We start from the raw sequence: 19870 nt of genomic DNA, 5'->3' as shown, positions 1-19870 counted from the left end.
CAGGCTTCCTGAGGCTCTTTCCGCGCGGATCGTTCACTAGCCAAGGCAACAGGAGAAGTTTGAATGCGTTTGGGCGGCCGCCTCGAAGGGGCGATTTCGGTTCTGGCTGATATCGATGCCCGTAAAAGGCCTGTCGCCGATGCGCTGAAGGACTGGGGCCTCGCTCACCGTTTCGCCGGTTCCGGCGACAGGGCGGCGATCGGCAACATTGTCTACGATGCGCTGCGCATGCGACTGTCCCATGCCTATCTGATGGACGACGACAGCGCCGTTGCCATTGCCCATGCCGTCATGTTCCGCCAATGGGGTTTCACGCCCGAAACGCTGGCCGCCGAACTTGCTGACGACAAGTTCGCGCCGACGCCGCTTTCGGCCGACGCACTCGCGGCCTTTACGAGCCGCTCTCTTTCCGACGCAGCCCCGCATGTTCAGGGCGATATTCCAGAATGGGTGCAATCCTCCTTCGAACAGGCTTTCGGCGACGAATGGCTTTCCGAGGCCCAGGCGCTCGCTGGACGCCCGACGCTTGATCTGCGTGCCAATATCCTGAAGGCCACCCGCGAAAAGGCCGTCAAGGCGCTGGAACGCGCCGGCGCCAATGAGGCGAAGATCGCACGCTACGGCATCCGGATTCCCGCCGGCGAGGGTGCCTCACGTTTGCCCAACGTGACGGCCGAGCTTTCATTCCAGAAAGGCTGGTTTGAAGTTCAGGACGAGGGATCGCAGATCGTTGCGGATCTGGTTTTGCCTGGGGATGGCGAGCAGGTGCTGGATTATTGTGCCGGCGGCGGCGGCAAGACGCTCGCCATGGCGGCTGCGATGCATAACAAGGGCCAGGTCCATGCCTATGATGCCGACCGCAAGCGGCTTGCGCCGATCATCGAGCGGCTGAAGCGCGCCGGCACACGCAATGTCCAGGTCCATGACGATATCAGAGGCCTGACCAGCCTGCGCGACCGCTGCGATAAGGTGCTAGTCGACGCGCCCTGCACCGGCACAGGCACGTGGCGCCGGCGCCCGGATACGAAATGGCGACTGACGGCCAAGAACCTCGACGAGCGCACTGCCCAGCAGCAGGACGCGCTGACGCAGGCGCGCAGCTTCGTGCGCCCCGGCGGCGAACTGATCTACGTTACCTGCTCGGTGCTACCGCAGGAGAACGAAGAACAGGTGCGGCGCTTTGCCACCGACAACAGCGACTTCGAAATCGTCAGCGCCCTGCCCGCTTGGGACAGCCTGTTCGGCAAGGATGGGACGCGCCCACGCTCTTCCGACGGCAAGACGATCACGCTGACGCCGGCCTCGACGGATACGGACGGCTTCTTCTTCTGCCGCCTCAAAAGAACAGGCTGAGCCTTACGGCGACGGCGCCCGCAGCGGATATTGATGCCGCGGTGGGATGAAGTGATGCACGACGGCGATCGCGACCAGCAGGACGCCGCCGAACAGGACGACTGCAAAAAGCGTCAATCCGCCGAGATGCGAGCCGAGAGCAACAAGCGGCACGGCGCCTGCCGGCGGATGCGTGACCCTCAGCGCCAGCATGCCGGCGATTGCGATACCGACGGCGATTGCCGCGACCCACCAGAGACCCGGAAAGAAGAAAGCGGCTGCGGCGCCGACCGCCGCAGCAAGAACGTAACCACCAATGACATTTGCCGGCTGGGCGAGCGGGCTCTTCGGCTGCCCAAAGATCAGCACCGCCGTTGCGCCGAAGGGCGCAATCAGCAGCGGAATGCCTGTCGTAACAGCAAGGATGCCGACCGAAACCATGCCGATGACGGCACCAATTCCGGACTTCAGATGCGCATGGAACGCGCCCTTCGGCTCGTGGCGATGAATGAAATGCCTGATGTGATGACGCATGAAGGCCGGTCGGATGAGGTGTTCAGGAGGATCGGATGAAGGATTAAGCAGGGTGCGCAATTAATAGCGCGCCTCTTGCTGAATTTTCAAGCAAATGCTTTTCAAATAGACAGGCTCCTCGCGGAAATCCATCCTTAAAACCATTCCAAACTAGAGTGTTTGACACCAGTTTGCTTTTGGGCGAAGAGACGAATGCCGGATTCAGACGGAAATCCGTCACAGGAGAGGATTATGAAGCTCAACCGCACATTCCGAGCAGCTGCGCTGGCGATTGCCCCCGCCGCCCTGCTCGCCCTTCCCGCGTATGCGGCAACCGACGCAGCCGCTGTCGTGAAGCATTACGCCGAGGTCGCGCATGCCAAGTATGAAGATTCGCTGACAACAGCCAAGGCGCTCGACGCGGCCATCGACGCGTTTCTGAAGTCGCCTGATGATGCGACGCTGAAGGCCGCCAGGGATGCCTGGATCAAGGCACGCGTTCCCTATCAGCAGACGGAAGTCTATCGCTTCGGCAACCCTGTTGTCGACGACTGGGAAGGCAAGGTCAACGCATGGCCGCTCGACGAAGGCCTGATCGACTACGTCGATCCCTCCTATGGTACGGAAAGCGACGAGAACTCCCTCTATGTCGCAAACGTCATCGCCAACAAGACGATCAAGATTGACGGCAAGGATGTCGACGCCTCCAAGCTGACGCCGGAATTCCTCTCCGGTACGCTTGCCGAGGCCGGCGGTATCGAAGCCAACGTCGCGACCGGCTACCACGCCATCGAATTCCTGCTCTGGGGCCAGGATCTGCATGGCACGGGACCAGGCGCCGGCGAGCGTCCTGCTACTGACTATGATCTCAAGAATTGCACGCACGGCAATTGCGACCGTCGCGCCGAATATCTGAAGTCGGCTTCCACGCTGCTTGTTTCCGACCTGCAGGAAATGACCGATGACTGGGCGCCGGGTGGCGAAGCGACGAAGCACGTCGAAGCCGATCCGAAGGCTGGCCTCGTCGCCATCCTGACGGGTATGGGTTCGCTCTCCTATGGTGAACTGGCCGGCGAGCGCATGAAGCTCGGCCTGCTGCTGCACGATCCGGAAGAAGAACATGATTGCTTCTCGGACAATACCTACAATTCGCATCTGAACGACGCGATCGGCATCGCTGCTGCCTATACGGGCGAATATACCCGCGTCGACGGCACCAAGCTGACCGGCCCGTCACTGCACGACCTCGTCGTCGCCAAGGATAAGGCTCTGGACGCCGAGATGACCGGCAAGCTCAACAAGACGCTGGATGCCATGCACGCTATGGCCAAGCGCGGCGAGACGGTCGAGAAGTACGATCAGATGATCGGCGAGGGCAACAAGGAAGGCAACGCCGTCGTTCAGGCCGCCATCGACGGTCTCATCGACCAGACGAAGTCGGTCCAGCGCGTTATTGCCGCACTTGACCTCGGCACCGTCGAGCTTGAAGGTTCCGACAGCCTGGATAATCCTAACGCTGTCTTCAAATAAGCAAAAAGGCGGGCCGCTCCGAAACCGGAGTGGCCCGGACCCTTGAAATGTCGCATAACCCGGCCAGACGTCTCTTTGTCAGCGCAGCTTTCTGCGCTCTGCTCGCCGGACTTCCCGTCGCTATTGCCGGTAGTTTCGATCTTCCGACTGGACGTACCGATCTTTCCGATGCGGATTTGAAGCGCGTCGTCGATGTCACGCGGCCGACCGGCGATTTCACCAAGGCCGAACCCTACGAGGCGATGCAGGCGGGTGCGGCAACCTCTATCGATCCGGTCACCGAAGACAGTTTCTCGCACATCTCGGCCAATATCCCTTTCGAGGAAGAGCAGAATTTTCGGCTCGGCAATGCGCTCTTCCGCAAGCTCTGGGTTTCCGCGCCCTCCTCGACGCAGGCATCCGATGGGCTTGGTCCGCTCTTCAATGCCCGCTCCTGCATGAGTTGTCATGCCAATGACGGCCGCGGCAAACCACCGGATGGCGGTCCGAGCGCTACCTCGATGGTCCTGCGCGTGGCCCGTGCGGCAAAGACACTTGAGGAAGAAAAAGCGATCGCCGACGCCGATGTCGTCAATTTCCCCGATCCGGTTTACGGCCACCAGCTTCAGGATCTCGCCGTTCCAGGACTTGCCGCCGAGGGCAAGGTCGCGGTCACCTACACCGAAGAGACGATCACGCTTGCCGGCGGCGAAACGGTGAAGCTGCGCAAGCCGGCCTATTCCGTCAAAGACCTCGCCTACGGCCCGCTCGACCCGGCGACAACGATCTCGGCGCGCGTCGCCCCGCCGATGATCGGCCTCGGGCTGATCGAAGCAATTCCCGAGGCCGATATTCTGGCCCATGCCGATCCTGATGATCTCGATCATGATGGCATTTCCGGTAGGGCCGCGATCGTGCGCGATCATCGCACCGGCCAGATCGCACTCGGCCGTTTCGGCTGGAAAGCGCAAAATGCCACAGTTCGCGACCAGAGTGCGGATGCCTTCTCCACCGATATCGGCATCTCGACGCCGGATGCGCCAAACGCTGATGGCGACTGCACCGCGGCCGAGACAAAGTGCCTCGCCATGCCTGATGGCGTGCAAAAACGGCTCGGCAATGAGGAGGCACCAGGACCGGTGCTCGATCTCGTTACCTTCTATTCCGAGAACCTCGCCGTGCCGTCGCGCCGCAAAGCAAGTTTTGCCGGGACCCTGCGCGGCAAGCAGCTTTTCTACGAATCCGGCTGTATTTCCTGCCACGTGCCGAAGTTCGTCACCCGCCGCGATACGGCTGAGAAGGCCCAATCCTTCCAGCTCATCTGGCCCTATTCCGATTTCCTGCTGCACAACATGGGCGATGGCCTGGCCGACGGACAGCAAGTAGGACTGGCCGGTGGACGTGAATGGCGCACGCCGCCGCTATGGGGTATAGGACTGACCCGGACTGTCAGCGGACACAGCTTCTTCCTGCATGACGGCCGCGCCAGAAATCTCACCGAAGCAATTCTCTGGCATGGCGGCGAAGCTGAAAAAGCCCGTAGCGCATTCTCCTCGCTGTCAAAAGAGGATAGAGAGGCCCTGATTACATTCCTGGAGTCACTTTGATGCGCCCCTGGCACACCCTGCTTTGCCTCGCTTTGACCGGCCTTGCCACATCGGCTGCCGCCCAGAGCGCCGCACCACCCGCTTCGGGCCTCAACGAGGATGCTGTGCCTTCAGTCATGCAGCGCGCTGTCGACGAGGTCATCCGCCCCGGCTATCGCAATATGCAGCAATCATCCGCGCGCCTGACGACGGCCATGAACGATCTCTGCGCCTCCGGGACGCAGCAGACGCTCGACCGCGCCAAGTCAGCATTCGACGATGTGATCCGTTACTGGTCGACGATCGAGATCGTGCAGACCGGCCCGGTCATCCAAGACAATCTCTTCGAACACATCCTCTTCTATCCCGATCGCAAGGGCGTCGGCCTCAAGCAGGTTCAGGCGCTGATCGCCAAGGCCGATCCGAAGGACGCGACCGTCGATGCCATTGCCGGCAAGAGTGTGGCGCTGCAGGGCCTGACCGCACTCGAATATGAGCTATATGGCAACGGCTCCGACGACCTCATCAAGCAGAAGGGCGGCTTCCGCTGCCTCTACGGCCAGGCCGTCGCCGGTAATATCCAGCGCGAGGCCGGCGAGGTGGTCGCCGCCTGGGAGAAGCCTGACGGTGTGCAGGCGAGCTGGAAACATCCCGGCCCGCAGAGCGACGATTTCATGGACAACAAGGAAGCCGTCACCGCGCTGCTCGGCATCCTCGTCCACGGCGCCGAGAATGTCCGCGACCAGCGGTTGGAGCAGTTCTACAAGGGCAAGGATACGCCCGCTCGCCCGCGCATGGCGATTTACTGGCGTTCGAAGAACACCTGGAAATCGATGGCCGCCAATCTCGAGGGCATCCGTACGCTCTGGCAGAAGGCCGGCATGGCCGAACTGCTGCCGCCAGAGAAGAAGGCGGTTGCCGATTCAATCGACGCTAAGCTGAAGACGATCATCGACGGCGTCTCGAAGCTGAACCCGGATATCGAAGTCGCGGTCAGCGATGCGGAAAGGGCCAAGCTCGATACGTTGCTGACCGAAAGCCGCGATCTCATCACCACGATCAGCGATCAGTATGGAGCGGCAATCGGCCTGTCGGCCGGCTTCTCCTTCTCGGACGGAGACTGAGCCGATGTGGCGCAGCGCCGCCATCGACCGACGCGGCTTCATCAAGGCCGCCGGTATCGGCTTTCTGGCAGCGCTGAAACCTGAAGCGCTGCTGGCGCTCACCCGCGCCGATGCTGTCTACGCCTCCGGTATCCGCACCGCCAACGGCTCCTTTGCCGTGGCGACGGTCACCGAGCGTGGGGAGATCGTCGATCAGGTGCCGCTGCCCGCTCGCGCCCATGGCATGGCCCATAGCAGCGCAACAGGGCGCACCGTCGCCTTCGCCCGCCGGCCGGGCACCTTCGCTATGATCTTCGACCCCTGGAACAAGGGCGAACCCGTCGTCATCACCTCGCCGGAGGGCCGGCATTTCTACGGCCACGGCGTTTTTTCCCCGGATGGCCGGCTGCTCTATGCCAGCGAGAACGACTTCGACAATAACAGGGGCATGATCGGCCTCTATGATGCGACGAACCGCTTTGTCCGTATCGGCGAATATGAGACCTATGGTGTCGGCCCGCATGACATGACGGTTTCCGATGACGGCCGCATGCTCGTTGTTGCCAATGGCGGCATCGAGACACATCCGGATTTCGGCCGCACAAAGCTCAATCTCGGCAATATGCAGCCGTCGCTGGCGCTTATCGATGCGGCGACCGGCGTGCTGATCGAAAAACATACCCTGCCGCCGCAATGGTCATCCGTCTCGACACGCCATGTCGATGCCGATGCCGGTGGCCGCATCTGGTTCGCCTGCCAATATGAAGGCCACCGCAAGGACCTGCCGCCACTCGTCGGCCATTTCGCCAAGGGCGAAGACTTGAGCTTCATCGACCTGCCTGAGGAGACGACCCGACGACTTGCCAATTATGTCGGAGCGATCGCAGTCAACCGAAAGGAAGGTCTGGTCGGCGTCACCTCGCCGATCGGCGGCGCATCTGTCACCATTGATGCGAAAACGGGCAAGGTGCTGCGTGAGGACAGCGTTCGCGATGCCGCAGGCATTGCGCCTGCTCCCCGCGGCTTTGCCGTTTCCTCCTATGATGGCGATTTCCTGTCGGCTCATAGCGATGTCTCCTGGGATCAGCATATCGTGCGGATCACTCAGCCGGTGCTGATGCGGTAGTCTTTCCATTCCTTTTCAATGACTTCGGCGGCTGCCCGCGCCGCCTCATAGAGCCAGTCCTCACTGCGGGAGTGCAGGTCATTGCGAATTGCCGCAGCACCTGCCGCGTCGTCTGAATGGCAATTGGCGATCTCGAAACCCATCAGTTCCAGCATGGCGCCGTCCAGGAGCGTCTTCGCATCGGTCGCGATCTCGATCTTGCGGCTGTTCGGCGAAAGCCGGCGAACAAGAATGCGGCCCGACACTGCGAAATGAGGATCTGGGCTGCGCATCCGCCCGGCGGCGATGACACCGGTTCTGATGACGCGATCTCCTGATCTTGCCAGCGACCAGGCCGAGGGCACAAGCGCCTTTGCTTCACGCAGCACAGGCCCACCGCGCCACTCCTTCACATAGGCGACGAAACGTGGCCGCCCGAGGCTGCCCGTTCCCTTCTTTTTGACTGGTAGGGGCGTAAAACTTCCTGCACCCCTCGGCAGGGCATTCCTCAGAGCATCAACGAAACGGCCGGGAGCCGGCTTTTCATCGGGTTTACGCTTCTCCCATTTCTTCCAGAACTCCTTCCGCTCATCCTCCGAAAGCAGCAGCTTGTCGCGCAGCCAGGGATGATCACGCTCCAGGACGATGGGATTCGCATGCTCAAGGCCGCGCACATATCCTGCGAGAATGAGCTCGGCGATCGCCCTGCCAGAAACCCCGGCGTCCGGCTGAGCGAGAATGGCGCTTGCCACCAGCCGCACGAGATCCAGCCCGTAGGGCATAATCGCTGCATCGTCGAAATCATTGGCGCCCCAGACGAGCCGCCCCTCGATATCCCGCCAGGTGCCGAAGTTCTCCAGATGCGTATCGCCGATCGACAGCACTTGCGGCATGTCCGCAAGCTCCGGCCTGACGTCGTAGATGATCTCCGCCCAGCGCCAGTAGGTAGCGCGCAAGAAGGAGAATGCCTCCTCGCGCATCTTCCGGTGTTTCTCGTCGATACCCTCCTGTACGAGCTCGCCCTGCAGCTCGTGTGCCAGCCACGCCTCGTAGTCGCTCATAGATTGAGAAAATCTCTTCATCGGCTCGCCCTCAGGTTTGATTGATCATAATCCTGCGGAGCCTTATTCAGAAGAGGTTTTAGGATGATCCCAAGACGGATGCGACACGGCTCACCATGCTAAGATGAACCGCGCCGATCAATGTGATCATACGGGAAGCGGAGCTTCGGCGTTTACGAGATCCGCCTTGCGAAGCTCTCGCCAGAAATCACCTGGGACCACCTCGTCGAGTGCGGCCCGATCCTCCGCTATGCGGTCCGGTTTGCTTGCGCCGGGGATGACGGCGGCGACAGCGGGATTGGCGAGCGAGAATTGCAGCCCGGCCGCTTTCATGCTGATGCCGTAACGATCGGCGATTGACTTGATACGCGCGACCTTGTCGAGGATCGCGGGTGTGGCGGGCGCATATTCGAAGTTCGGACCGCCGACCAAAGCGCCGGAACTGTAGGGGCCGCCGACGACGACGCCGAGACCACGTTCGGCAACCATCGGCATCACGCGCTGCAGCGCCCGATCATGATCGAGCAGCGTGTAGCGGCCGGCCAGCAGAAAACCATCCGGCCGCGGTTCTTGCAGGGCCAGCAGCAGTTCGATCGGTTCCACGCGATTGACGCCAAGACCCCAGGCCTTGATGACCCTTTCGTCGCGCAGACGATCCAGTGCCTTGAAGGCGCCCTTGCGTGCGCTTTCGAAGATAGCCAGCCACTCGTCACCGTAAAAATCCTGTGCCACATCGTGGACCCAGGCGATTTCGATATGGTCGGTCTTCAAGCGTTTCAGGCTGTCCTCGATCGAGCGCAGGGTCGCATCTTCCGAGTAATCGTTGACGATCTTGTTGGGGCGGCCGTATTTGAAGACTTCGCCCTTCTCGCCGAGATCGCGGGTGCTGACGTCTTCGATCTCATCAAGGATCACACGCCCAACCTTGGTGCTGATCGCATATTGATCCCTGGGCTTACCAGCGAGCGCCTCGCCCATGCGGAGTTCGGCAAGTCCTGCGCCATAGAAGGGCGCGTTGTCGAAATAGCGGATACCATCGTTCCAGGCGGCTTCCACGGTTGCCAATGCTTCCTGCTCCGGAATATCACGGAACATGTTGCCGAGCGGAGCGGCGCCGAAGCCGAGCTTGCCCGGGAGAATGTCTTTGAGTGCCATTGTCTAGTCCTCGAGATAGTTGGGAACGTTCATCGACCTGTCAGGCAATCTGTACGGGATCGAGCACCAGCGCCCTGCGTTCGGCGAGGTCATTGATGACAGCGAAATAATCCCGGAAATGCGGCGTCTCGCGATGGGCGGCCACGGCGGCGTTGTCCGCGTAAAGCTCATCCAAGATCAAGATGTCAGCATTGGCCTGATCTTGCCAGATATCCCAGCGCATATTACCGGGTTCTGCCCTGCTGGGGCCGATCATGCCGGCGAGAAGCGCCTTCAATTCATCGGTCTTGCCCGGTCGGGCGGTCAGGATCGCCACGATCTTTATGGGATTGGACATGATTGCTTTTCCTTCCTCAGATCGGGTTCCCGCGGGATACGGAATGGTCGCACCCCACGGATTTCTTCAGATCATGCCATGGCTAGCGAACGTTCGAGCGCTGCCACGAATTTTCCTGCGAGCGCACGGTCCGAGCGCGGATTCTGGCCGGTTATGAGCTCACGGTCTTCAACCACATGCGGCTCGAAGTCGGTCGCTGTCGTGATGACCTTGCCGCCGGCGGTCTGCAGCGCGTCGACCACGTTGAAATAGAGCTTGGCGTGCAGGATGTAGTCCTCGACGACCTTTTCTTCGCTGTTGGAAAAGACGGTCATCCTGTATCCAGCGTATTGCCAGTCTTTGGCCCATTCCGCGGCCTTGGCAGGTACTCCGGCAATCAGAGCGGCACGGAACTCGCGGGCATGCGGCATCGCGGCTGCGACAGCTATCGGGCCGTGGCAGAGAAATGCGGTCGGCTTGGAGCGCTCATGGAAATGGCGCAGGACTTCACCCATATCCGGATCCTGCATCAGATCGACTACCGGCGCCTGACCGCCCGGCACGAAGACACCGGCGTAATTGTCGAGACCCTCTTCAACGATGGAACGCAGCGTGCGAACCTCATTCATGGCAGGGTCATTTGCATAGAAGGTCTTGGCGCGTTCGTAGGCAGCCTCGTCGCCGCCGAAATGATCCGGCGTGTCCGAGGCCTCGTCGAAAGATCGATGACGCCATCCTCGGCCAACAGGATTTTGATCCAAGGCAGGCCGAGCGGCTGATGACGATTGCGCCGAACAGCTATGTGGAGTTCGTGCTGGTGCCGGCGATCGTCGCGCGGCTTCGCGAGGTTGCGCCGGGCATCCGGCTTCGCCTCACGCCCTTCGGCACCGATCTCGGCGAGACCGGTGTGATGTCCGGCACCACGGCGATGGTGTTCGGCCGCATCATCGATCCGCCTGACAATCTGGTCGTGCAGCATCTGATGGATGAAGGCCTTGCCTGCGTGGTGCGTGCCGATCACCCTGAGATCGGGGACAGCATTTCCCTAGAGCAATATGAGCACATGCGGCACGTCAACGTACTTCCGCCCGGGCGGCTGCGCGTCGGCCTGTTTACAGCACTGGAACAACAGGGGATCAAGCGCGAGGTTGCAGTCTCCGTTACCCATTTTCTGGCGGTGCCGGAAATGATTGCGGTGACGGATTATTGCGCGACACTGCCGAACAGGATCTGCCAGCGTCTCGCCGCAGACCGTCGTCTGAAAGTCCTGCCGACGCCTGTCGATCTCGGCACATTCCCGGTCGAGATGGCCTGGCATGTCCGCTACCGCAATGACCCCGCGCATCGCTGGCTGCGGACACTGATCAGCGACATCGTCAAAGAAGCCCCGGACGCGAAGTAGTCGGGACGAATAATTCCTTATTCCCGCAAGCAACACAGCTCGGCGCCGCGTGATCGAAAACTTGTATCGAAAGACAAAACCTTTGTCAGCCGGATTGAAACCTTGTCGAATCCAGCCGGCCATGCCACTTTCGCGATCGCAAGAGGGACCATGATGAACGACACCGACAGGGGCGATTTCCGCGAGCGGATCAGCCAGAGTTTTTCTCGCCAGGCGGCCATGCACACCATCGGCGCGGAGTTGACGCGTGTCGAGCACGGCATGGTGGAAATCGAGCTTCCCTTCGACGTCAAACTGACACAGCAGCACGGCATTTTGCACGCGGGCATCATTTCCGCAGCGCTCGATTCGGCCTGCGGTTTTGCGGCCTATAGTGTCATCGATGCCGAAGCCTCGATCCTCACGATCGAGTTCAAGGTCAACCTCATGTCGCCGGGGCGCGGCGAACGCTTCCTCTTCAGAGGCGAGATCACCAAGCCCGGCTCCAACATCATCGTCGCCGATGGGCGAGGTTATGCGATCAGCGACGGGCCTGCCAAGCTCATCGCGTCCATGACCGGGACGATGATGGTCATTCGCGGAAGAGAGGGAATTACGGGATGAAATTCGAACTGAAGTCGGTCGCAGGCAAGTCCATCCTGTTCGTCATGGCCGCGGAGGCCGAATATGGCCCGTTCCTGCGCTCGCGCATCGAGCCGCTGATGACCGGCGTCGGCCCGGTCGAGGCGGCAATCGCGATCACCAAGTCGCTCTCCCGTCTCGATGCATCAGACGACCTGCCCGATCTCGTGGTTTCGCTCGGCTCGGCCGGTTCGGCACGCCTGCAGCAGACCGAAGTCTATCAGGTCACCTCCGTTTCCTACCGTGACATGGATGCCTCGCCGCTCGGCTTCGAAAAGGGCAAGACGCCCTTCCTCGACCTGCCGGCGGACCTCGACCTGCCGCTGCGCATTCCCGGCATTCCCGAAGCCACACTTTCGACCGGCGGCAATGTCGTTTCCGGTACCGCCTATGCCAATATCTCAGCCGACATGGTCGACATGGAAACCTATGCGGTGCTGCGCGCCTGCCAAGGCTACAAACTGCCGCTGATCGGCCTTCGCGGCATTTCCGACGGTGCGGTCGAGCTGCAGCATATTTCCGGCTGGACCGAATATCTGCATATCGTCGACCGCAAGCTTTCCTATGCCGTGGACAGCCTTTTCACCGCCCTGGAGGACGGCGTTTTCTGGTTCTGAGGGCTGAAAACAGGGACAATCGGGACAATAAAACCCGGCTGCGGCCGAATTCCCGCATTGCAAGAAGAGGCGCTTTTCATTAAAGGCTCGCCATGACCCAGACAGAACATCCCGACAGCGTTCTCATCGTCGATTTCGGCAGCCAGGTGACCCAGCTCATCGCACGACGCGTGCGTGAAGCCGGCGTCTATTGCGAGATCGTTCCCTTCCAGTCCGCCGAAGAAGGCTTCAAGCGCCTCCAGCCGAAAGCCGTGATCCTGTCCGGCAGCCCGGCTTCGACGGTCGATGAAGGATCGCCGAGGGCACCGCAGATCATCTTCGACAGCGGCCTTCCGGTGTTCGGCATCTGCTACGGCCAGCAGACGATGTGCATGCAGCTCGGCGGCTTGGTGGAAAGCGGTCATCACCGCGAATTCGGCCGCGCCTTCCTGGAAGTCGACGAGGACTGCGTCCTCTTCGAAGACCTCTGGTCCAAGGGTTCGCGCCATCAGGTCTGGATGAGCCATGGCGACCGCGTGACGAAGCTGCCCGACGGTTTCAAAGTCGTGGCGACATCGTCCAACGCGCCTTACGCCTTCATCGCCGACGAGAAGCGCAAATATTACGGTGTGCAGTTCCATCCGGAGGTCGTGCATACGCCCGATGGCGCCAAGCTGATCGCGAACTTCATCCACAACATCGCCGGTATCAAGGGCGACTGGACCATGTCGGCGTACCGTCAGAAGGCGGTCGAGGACATTCGCCGCCAAGTCGGTGACAAGCGCGTCATCTGCGCCCTTTCGGGCGGCGTCGACTCCTCGGTGGCGGCTCTGCTCATTCACGAGGCTGTTGGCGACCAGCTGACCTGCATCCTCGTCGACCATGGCCTGATGCGTAAGGACGAGGCCGCAGGCGTGGTCGCAATGTTCCGCGAGCACTACAACCTGCACCTGATCCACGTCGATGCCTCCGACCGCTTCATCGGCGAGCTCGAAGGCGTTTCCGACCCGGAAACCAAGCGCAAGATCATCGGACGCCTGTTCATCGAGACATTCGAGGACGAGGCAAAGAAGCTCGGCGGCGCCGATTTCCTCGGCCAGGGCACACTCTATCCCGATGTGATCGAGTCCGTTTCCTTCACCGGCGGCCCCTCGGTCACCATCAAGTCGCACCACAATGTCGGCGGTCTGCCGGAGCGCATGAAGATGCAGCTCGTCGAGCCGCTGCGCGAACTCTTCAAGGATGAAGTGCGCGCGCTCGGCAAGGAACTCGGCCTGCCAGACAGCTTCATCGGTCGCCATCCCTTCCCGGGGCCGGGCCTTGCCATCCGCTGCCCCGGCGGCATCACGCGTGAGAAGCTCGAGATCCTGCGCGAAGCCGATGCGATCTATCTCGACGAGATCCGCAAGGCCGGTCTCTACGACGCCATCTGGCAGGCCTTTGCCGTGCTGCTGCCCGTCCAGACCGTCGGCGTCATGGGCGACGGCCGCACCTACGAATTCGTCTGTGCGCTGCGCGCCGTCACCTCGGTCGACGGCATGACCGCGGATTTCTACCATTACGACATGGAATTCCTCGGCCGCGCCGCGACCCGCATCATCAATGAAGTGCGCGGCATCAACCGTGTCGTTTATGATGTGACGAGCAAGCCGCCCGGCACGATCGAGTGGGAGTGACGGGAAGTACCGTGGAGTAGTATCGGATAGCGCAGTCGACAGTTTCTAGGCGACCCGGAGATCTGCAGCTCTGTCGGGCGTCTCCCCGCTCTTCGAACGGCGCCCATACGCCGTCAGGCCCACCCCAACCTTCGCGACTTTGTGGCCTTCAAATATTCGGTCGCGCGCAGCTCGAAGAAGTTAGCGCGCGCGACCAGTTCTCGGCGTCGATCACACAGTCTTAGATCGATTACTGCTCCTTCTTGAATAAATCCTGGAAGATGAGCTGGCCCCAAGTGCGGCCGCGCGCGTGCACCAGCGCGCCACCCTCGTTGAGCTTTCCCAGCCTGACGGGTGCGAACCCGAGTTGTTTGGCCAAGGCCGCCACGGGAGCGATCGCGTCCTCGTCGTCGCTCGACAGAAAGACCACCCGGTGCCCGCCCTCAACGATCGGATCGGCAGCCAGGGTGGCCGCAATCAGGTGATTGAAACCTTTCACGAACTTGGCGCCGGTGAACGCCTTCGCAGCGAAGGCGGAGGACAGGAGACCGTCCAGCTCCTCAAGGGGAACCAAGGCGTTCATCGCGTCGATGACCGTCTTGCCTTTCCAGCTCGGCAGGATCTTCGCAACCTCGCGATGTTCCCCGAACGGGACCGCCAAGATGATCGTGTCGGCCTCAAGTGCATCCCGCAGCGACTTGGCGACGACCGTGGGTCCAATCGCCCGAGCCTGCGGCGCCAACGCCTCAGGCGTCCGGCGGCTCGCGACGGTCACCTCGATGTTTTTACGGGCGAAGGCGTGGGCGAGGGCCTGGCCTATCTTACCGAATCCTACAATCGCATAGCTCATAATGTTTCTCCGATCTGTGTTGATATTGATTCCCCTGCCTCAACGGCACTGGGTTATCCGTTTGCCTGCATGGCGACCTTCGCGTAGACGTCACGCCGTGAACGACTTCGCGCGGCCGGCCCGGCCGTTCAGCGCCGAAGTCGTTCTACCATTCCCGCGATCCGACGCGATTTCAGATGGCCGAGAAGCCGCCGTCGACAGACAACTCCACCCCATTCACGAAGCTTGAATCGTCTGAAGCAAGAAACAGCGCGACCGCCGCAATTTCCTCAGGACGACCCATCTTTCCCCGCGGGATCAGAGATTCGAACATCTGCTTCGCCTCCTCTGTGAGAACTTGGTCCTGCATCGGTGTGGCGATCGGCCCCGGGCTCAGCACGTTCACCCGGATATTCCTGCCCTTCAGTTCGTTGAGCCAAGTGCGTGCGAATGAGCGCAACGCCGCTTTGCTCGCCGAATACACGCCGTAACCAGGAAAACCTTTCACCGAAGCAACTGACCCGGTCATGAAGATCGATCCGCCATCGTTGAACAGCGGCAAGGCCTTCTGAACCGTAAACAGCGTGCCGCGCGTATTCAGGCCGAAGGCCGCATCGAAATGCTGCTCGGTAATCTCGCCCAGTGGGACGGCTTCGCCCATGCCGGCGCTCGCGTACAGGACGTCGATCCTGCCCTTTTCCCGCTTGACCGTGTCGAACAGACGGTCGAGGTCGTCAAGATTGGACGCGTCGCCGCGCACGCCGGTCACGTTCCGGCCGATCAGCTTGACGGCCTCGTCCAGCGACTCCTGTCTCCGGCCCGTGATGAAAACATAGGCGCCTTCTTCAACGAACCGCTTGGCGCTCGCCAGCGCCATGCCGCTCGATCCACCCGTGATGACTGCAACCTTACCCTCAAGCTTTCCCATGACTTTTCCTTTCAGACTCCGTATTTGGTCCTTCGGGGAGACCCCCCGAGACCCTCGAAATGGGTCTGCGGGCGTCGGGCGTTGAGTGCGGAAGCGCGCATATCGGTGGTGCGAAATCGATCCGGCTGGATGACTGACGCCAGCCCGCATATCGGTGTCCGCCGTTCGGAATTGCGCCCCGCTTGTCGGCATGGGCTATGATGACCGCCCGTGCTACTCACATAGGAGATGCTGTTCGACGTATTGGACACGGGCTTTGGAAGGCGCACCCGAGCGGTGCTGGATTGCACCATGATCGACTGGGATGACGTTCGCTACTTTCTTGCCGTCGCGCGCGGAGGCTCGGTGCGGGCCGCCGCCGAGCGCCTCGGGGTGAACCACTCGACCGTGCTGCGGCGCGTCGCCCAACTGGAGGAACGGCTCGGAGCCCAGATGTTCGAAAAGCTGCCTTCGGGCTACCGCCTGACGGCTGCAGGGGAGGAGGTCCTCGAGCTCGCTGACCAGATGGAGGCGTCGTCGCACCAGTTGGAGACGCGCGTCTTTGGCCGCGACCAGAGCGTGCGTGGGCTTCTGCGCGTGACACTGGCACCGCCCCTCGCGACACACCTGCTCATGCCGGACTTCTCCGATTTCGCGCGTCTGTATCCGGACATCGAGATGGAAATCTTGTCGTCCGGCGAGCTGGTAAATCTGACCAACCGAGAAGCCGACGTCGCGATCCGCGTCGTCTACGACCGCAAAACTCTGCCGCTCAATCTCCATGGCCTGAAGGGACCGGATATATTCGGCGGTATCTATATGTCCCGCGATCTGCTAGCCGCGTGGCGTGCGGGCGCGCCTGATCCCATCCGGTGGATCGTCATAAGCATTCATGGAATCCCGGACTGGGCCCACGAGGGTGAGGTTCGCACCGCCGAGGTTCCGTTCAGGGTCACGGACGGTGAGGCGCAGATCGTCGCGGTGCGGCAAGGGCTCGGGATCACGACGCTGCCGTGCTTCGTCGGAGATGCCGACCCGCTACTGGTGAGGGTGCCGGGTACCGACCTGCACATGTACGGAACGCTCTTCCTTCTCACACAGGGGGAGACACGCAAGACGAAGCGCGTGCGGCTCTTCACGGAGTTCGTATCAGGCAGGCTCGCCGCGTACGCTCCGCTTCTCGGGGGGCTATCCATATCGCGCGACTGACGCCCCGCAGGTCGCCTCGCGACGCTTGAAGCGCCGTCGTTCAATCCGCGCTGTTACGCCGTGTCACACCCGACGCGAGGGCCACACTACCGACGGCGACGGACTTCACCATCGCTGACGGTCTTTTTGGCAGGCTGGAGGCGCGGCTGACCTATTGCCCGCCCCTCAATGATTGCACCCAAAAAAATCAACCTCAGACAGCATGGCTAAACAGCGCCACGCAAGGTTGCTGTTTGACCTTTTCATCTCATCACTGTGAAAGTCGCTGTTCCTTAAAGCCCGAGACGCGTCTCTCCCAGGGATGACTGCCGCCAACTCATCAACCCGAGGTAATCGATGCCAATCATTACATTTGCGAATACGAAAGGAGGGGCCGGCAAGACAACGGTCGCTCTTGTTCTTGCCACAGAACTGGCTCGCCGTGGCCATCGCGTTTCCGTTCTGGATGCCGATCCCCAGCAGTGGGCCGGCCGCTGGCACCGTCTGACCGGCGACGCAGCCGAATTCGCCGTCATCTCCGGTGTCAGCGAAGATACTATCGAACAGCAGATCAAGGACCTCAAGAAGCGCGGTGGTTATATCATCATCGACTTGCCGGCCGGTCTGAGCCCGCTGATGGCGAAGGCCATCGGCTTTTCCGATCATGTAATGGTTCCGGTGCAGGGCTGCGCCATGGACGCGGTCGGCGGCGCCCAGGTGCTTGAGATCATGAAGCAGCTTGCTGCCCAGCATGATATCCGCATCCCGCATTCGGTCGTGCTGACGCGCATCAGTTCGATCATCACCACGCGTGCATTGCTGGCGGTCAAGGGTCTGCTCGCAAAGCAGCAGGTCAATGTCATCGACACGGCGCTGATCGAGCGTGCCGCCTATCGGGACATGTTCGTTTCCGGCGGCAGCCTCTACACGATGGACCCTGCCCGTGTCAGCAATCTCGACAAGGCGCAAGACAATGCCCGCTTGCTGGCAGACGATGTTCTTCGTCTCGCACCGCCGAAGGCAGCCCGCGCCAAGTCTTCCAAGAAGGCTGTTGAGCCCGTCAAAGACGCCGCTTAAGGAGCGTGAGCTTTGCCCCTTATACAGACGCCAGCAAACGGCTGCCCATCGGCAGCCGTTTCCGTTCGCGTTTTGTTCTTGACATAATAGCCAATACTGATAGGCTCCTCCTTGGTTAACAAGGAGGCGGGCGATGTAGTCCGTAGTTCAAATGCCTCATTTTCCACTCGATCCGAATGGCGCTGATCCCCGGAAATCAAGCCCTGTCGGGAAGCCTCACCACACGATCTTCTTCGCAGTTCGACCGACCCCCGAAGTGACATCCGGAGCACTGGAGGTCGCGCAATTCTACCGCGATGCCCATTTTCTGACTGGTCCTTCGCGCCCCAGCCCCGTGCTCCATGTCACGCTCAACGGCATCGGCTCTTACCGTCGGCTACCGGATGATATCGTATTCGGCGCGGAACAGATCGCCGCCGCAGTCCGTGCTGAACCCTTCGAACTTGTGCTCGACGAAGTTATGAGCTTCCGCCATCCGGGCCAGTCACAAGCCTTCGTCGTCTGCAGCAGACAAGAAAACGGGGCGCTGATGGACCTTAGGCGGCAAATTCAAGACGGTCTGTTCGAGGCCGGACTGCCCTATAATGTCGGCGGCCATCTGACGCCGCACATGACGCTGCTCTATGATCGCAAGACCGTTCTGCCTGAAAAGCTTGACCGACCTCTCCGGTGGACGATCCGGGAGTTCCTGTTGATCCACAGCATCTACGGGAAGAGCGAGCATCACGTCATCAACCGCTGGCCTCTGCTCGGCTGAGCTGCGCTTGCACCGCGGGTGGGGATTCGCATAAAACTCCCCACTCAATATGCACATGCGGAGCAAGACAGTGGACGTTTCAGAGATCATCATCCCCGGCGATACGCCCGGCATCGAATGGCGGTTGCCGGTCATGCGCTTCAGGGGAAGCAATCCGGCGGCGCCTAAGGTCTATATCCAGGCCGCATTGCATTCCAATGAACTGCCGGGAACCGCGCTGGCGCATTTTCTCTGCCTTCAACTCAGGCAATCAGAAAGCGAAGGATGGATCGCCGGCGATATCACGCTCGTGCCGCAGGCAAATCCGATCGGCGCGGCGCAATCTCATTTCGGCGAGTTGCAGGGCCGTTTCGATTTGGGATCGCGGACCAATTTCAATCGGGACTTTCCGCTGATCTCGGTTCGCGACCGGGAGGAATTGCTTGGCGGCCTTGATGATTATCCGGCTACGGATCGATTGAAGCGAGAGCTGATTCATATGGCGCTCGGGGCCGATCTGGTGCTCGATCTGCATTGCGATGATGAATCGCTGCAATATGCCTATATCGACGAAGCCTTCTGGCCGGAGGCAGCGGACCTTGCCAATGCGCTCGACATGGAAGCGGTGCTGCTTTCGGATGGCGAAAGCTCCGCCTTCGAAGAAGCGGTCGGTTTTGCCTGGAAATATGAGGTGCCGGGCGAGCGTAAGGCCAAGCTTCCGGGCAAGCTTTCGGTGACGGTGGAACTGCGCGGCCGCCGCGACGTCTATCCCGATATGGCCGAGAAAGACGCCGAAGGCCTGCTGCAGTTCCTGATCGGGCGCGGTGTTGTCAACGGCGGGGCAGCCGGAGACAAACCCTTCTCCGGACCAGCCGTGCCGCTCGACAATGTCGAGATCGTGCGTGCGCCGCAGGGCGGTACCGTGCTCTTCCACCGCAATATCGGCGAGCGTGTCTCGGAAGGAGAGCTTCTGGCGACGATCGTCACCCGGCCCGGTTTTACCGAGGGCGATATCGACATCCGGGCGCCGCAGGACGGACTGCTGCTGACCCGCACTTCCGACCGGCTGGTGCGCCGGCGCGGCGACCTGATAAAGATTGCCGCCGACAAGCCGAGCAAGGCAACGCGAAAGGCCGGCACGCTGGAAGACTGAACCAGCGTTCTTTTCCACACGCGGAT

At 61.1% G+C, this 19870-nt stretch carries 19 protein-coding genes and 1 pseudogene; 13 read left to right on the top strand and 7 right to left on the bottom strand.

Annotated elements, in window-relative coordinates:
* Window positions 1-63 precede the first annotated feature (63 nt).
* A complete protein-coding gene (locus AB4Z13_RS10615; protein WP_439017111.1) occupies window positions 64-1353 on the top strand; it encodes an RsmB/NOP family class I SAM-dependent RNA methyltransferase in 1290 nt (429 codons plus the stop codon).
* Between the two features lie 3 nt (window positions 1354-1356).
* Here the strand turns inward: AB4Z13_RS10615 and AB4Z13_RS10610 are convergent, their stop codons facing one another.
* On the bottom strand, window positions 1357-1866 hold the full coding sequence (locus tag AB4Z13_RS10610) for an HPP family protein (protein ID WP_113321750.1): 510 nt from the start codon (window positions 1864-1866) through the stop codon (window positions 1357-1359).
* Window positions 1867-2097: 231 nt separating this feature from the next.
* Between AB4Z13_RS10610 and AB4Z13_RS10605 the strand changes: the two genes are divergently transcribed.
* The 4 genes from AB4Z13_RS10605 to AB4Z13_RS10590 are packed head-to-tail and all read left to right on the top strand — an operon-like array spanning window position 2098 to window position 7169.
* A complete protein-coding gene (locus AB4Z13_RS10605; protein ID WP_439017110.1) occupies window positions 2098-3375 on the top strand; it encodes an imelysin family protein in 1278 nt (425 codons plus the stop codon).
* A gap of 47 nt (window positions 3376-3422) precedes the next feature.
* A complete protein-coding gene (locus tag AB4Z13_RS10600; RefSeq protein WP_439017109.1) occupies window positions 3423-4961 on the top strand; it encodes a di-heme oxidoreductase family protein in 1539 nt (512 codons plus the stop codon).
* Window positions 4961-6064, top strand: coding sequence for an imelysin family protein (locus AB4Z13_RS10595; protein WP_442205978.1), 1104 nt, complete (start codon window positions 4961-4963; stop codon window positions 6062-6064). The genes AB4Z13_RS10600 and AB4Z13_RS10595 overlap by 1 nt, the downstream gene beginning before the upstream one ends.
* Before the next feature lie 4 nt (window positions 6065-6068).
* Complete coding sequence (locus AB4Z13_RS10590; RefSeq protein ID WP_439017107.1) at window positions 6069-7169, top strand: DUF1513 domain-containing protein; 1101 nt, start codon at window positions 6069-6071, stop codon at window positions 7167-7169.
* Here the strand turns inward: AB4Z13_RS10590 and AB4Z13_RS10585 are convergent.
* From AB4Z13_RS10585 to AB4Z13_RS10570, 4 genes are all read right to left on the bottom strand, one after another.
* Window positions 7148-8230, bottom strand: coding sequence for a DUF2252 family protein (locus AB4Z13_RS10585; RefSeq protein ID WP_439017106.1), 1083 nt, complete (start codon window positions 8228-8230; stop codon window positions 7148-7150). The two genes, AB4Z13_RS10590 and AB4Z13_RS10585, sit on opposite strands and share 22 nt — an antisense overlap.
* Window positions 8231-8356: 126 nt before the next feature.
* Window positions 8357-9364, bottom strand: coding sequence for an aldo/keto reductase (locus AB4Z13_RS10580; protein WP_439017105.1), 1008 nt, complete (start codon window positions 9362-9364; stop codon window positions 8357-8359).
* A gap of 40 nt (window positions 9365-9404) precedes the next feature.
* Complete coding sequence (locus AB4Z13_RS10575; protein WP_113321757.1) at window positions 9405-9701, bottom strand: putative quinol monooxygenase; 297 nt, start codon at window positions 9699-9701, stop codon at window positions 9405-9407.
* Between the two features lie 71 nt (window positions 9702-9772).
* Entirely contained in the window at window positions 9773-10309 is a 537-nt protein-coding gene (locus tag AB4Z13_RS10570; RefSeq protein WP_442205977.1) for a DJ-1/PfpI family protein, read from the bottom strand.
* Between the two features lie 92 nt (window positions 10310-10401).
* On the opposite strand from AB4Z13_RS10570, the pseudogene AB4Z13_RS10565 reads away from it, so the two are divergent.
* The 4 genes and pseudogenes from AB4Z13_RS10565 to guaA all read left to right on the top strand — a co-directional run.
* Window positions 10402-11082, top strand: a pseudogene (locus AB4Z13_RS10565) (LysR substrate-binding domain-containing protein); the annotation flags it as partial.
* Between the two features lie 153 nt (window positions 11083-11235).
* A complete protein-coding gene (locus tag AB4Z13_RS10560) occupies window positions 11236-11685 on the top strand; it encodes a PaaI family thioesterase (protein ID WP_113321776.1) in 450 nt (149 codons plus the stop codon).
* Window positions 11682-12320: a 5'-methylthioadenosine/S-adenosylhomocysteine nucleosidase gene (locus AB4Z13_RS10555; protein WP_310379595.1), complete on the top strand. Its 639-nt coding sequence runs from the start codon at window positions 11682-11684 to the stop codon at window positions 12318-12320. Before AB4Z13_RS10560 ends, AB4Z13_RS10555 begins: the two co-directional genes overlap by 4 nt.
* A 92-nt stretch (window positions 12321-12412) precedes the next feature.
* Window positions 12413-13975, top strand: a complete 1563-nt coding sequence (gene guaA / locus AB4Z13_RS10550; protein ID WP_442205976.1) for a glutamine-hydrolyzing GMP synthase — start codon at window positions 12413-12415, stop codon at window positions 13973-13975.
* Between the two features lie 229 nt (window positions 13976-14204).
* Here the strand turns inward: guaA and AB4Z13_RS10545 are convergent, their stop codons facing one another.
* Window positions 14205-14804, bottom strand: a complete 600-nt coding sequence (locus AB4Z13_RS10545) for an NADPH-dependent F420 reductase (RefSeq protein WP_442205975.1) — start codon at window positions 14802-14804, stop codon at window positions 14205-14207.
* Window positions 14805-14976: 172 nt separating this feature from the next.
* Window positions 14977-15711, bottom strand: coding sequence for an SDR family oxidoreductase (locus tag AB4Z13_RS10540; RefSeq protein ID WP_113321762.1), 735 nt, complete (start codon window positions 15709-15711; stop codon window positions 14977-14979).
* A gap of 291 nt (window positions 15712-16002) precedes the next feature.
* Here AB4Z13_RS10540 and AB4Z13_RS10535 point away from each other — a divergent pair, with 291 nt between their 5' ends.
* From AB4Z13_RS10535 to AB4Z13_RS10520, 4 genes are all read left to right on the top strand, one after another.
* Entirely contained in the window at window positions 16003-16899 is an 897-nt protein-coding gene (locus AB4Z13_RS10535) for a LysR family transcriptional regulator (RefSeq protein ID WP_439017100.1), read from the top strand.
* Window positions 16900-17235: 336 nt separating this feature from the next.
* Window positions 17236-17955 carry an AAA family ATPase gene (locus AB4Z13_RS10530; protein ID WP_439017099.1) on the top strand — a complete coding sequence of 240 codons (720 nt, stop codon included), beginning with the start codon at window positions 17236-17238 and terminating at the stop codon, window positions 17953-17955.
* Between the two features lie 256 nt (window positions 17956-18211).
* A complete protein-coding gene (locus AB4Z13_RS10525) occupies window positions 18212-18712 on the top strand; it encodes a 2'-5' RNA ligase family protein (protein ID WP_439017097.1) in 501 nt (166 codons plus the stop codon).
* A gap of 70 nt (window positions 18713-18782) precedes the next feature.
* Window positions 18783-19844 (top strand): peptidase M14, encoded by a 1062-nt coding sequence (locus AB4Z13_RS10520; RefSeq protein WP_442205974.1) that lies wholly within the window; start codon window positions 18783-18785, stop codon window positions 19842-19844.
* Window positions 19845-19870 lie beyond the last annotated feature (26 nt).

Source organism: Rhizobium sp. YAF28 (genome assembly GCF_052113285.1).
GTDB lineage: Bacteria > Pseudomonadota > Alphaproteobacteria > Rhizobiales > Rhizobiaceae > Rhizobium.
Note: the sequence above shows the minus strand (reverse complement) of the source record. Positions and strands in the feature narration are given on the sequence as shown.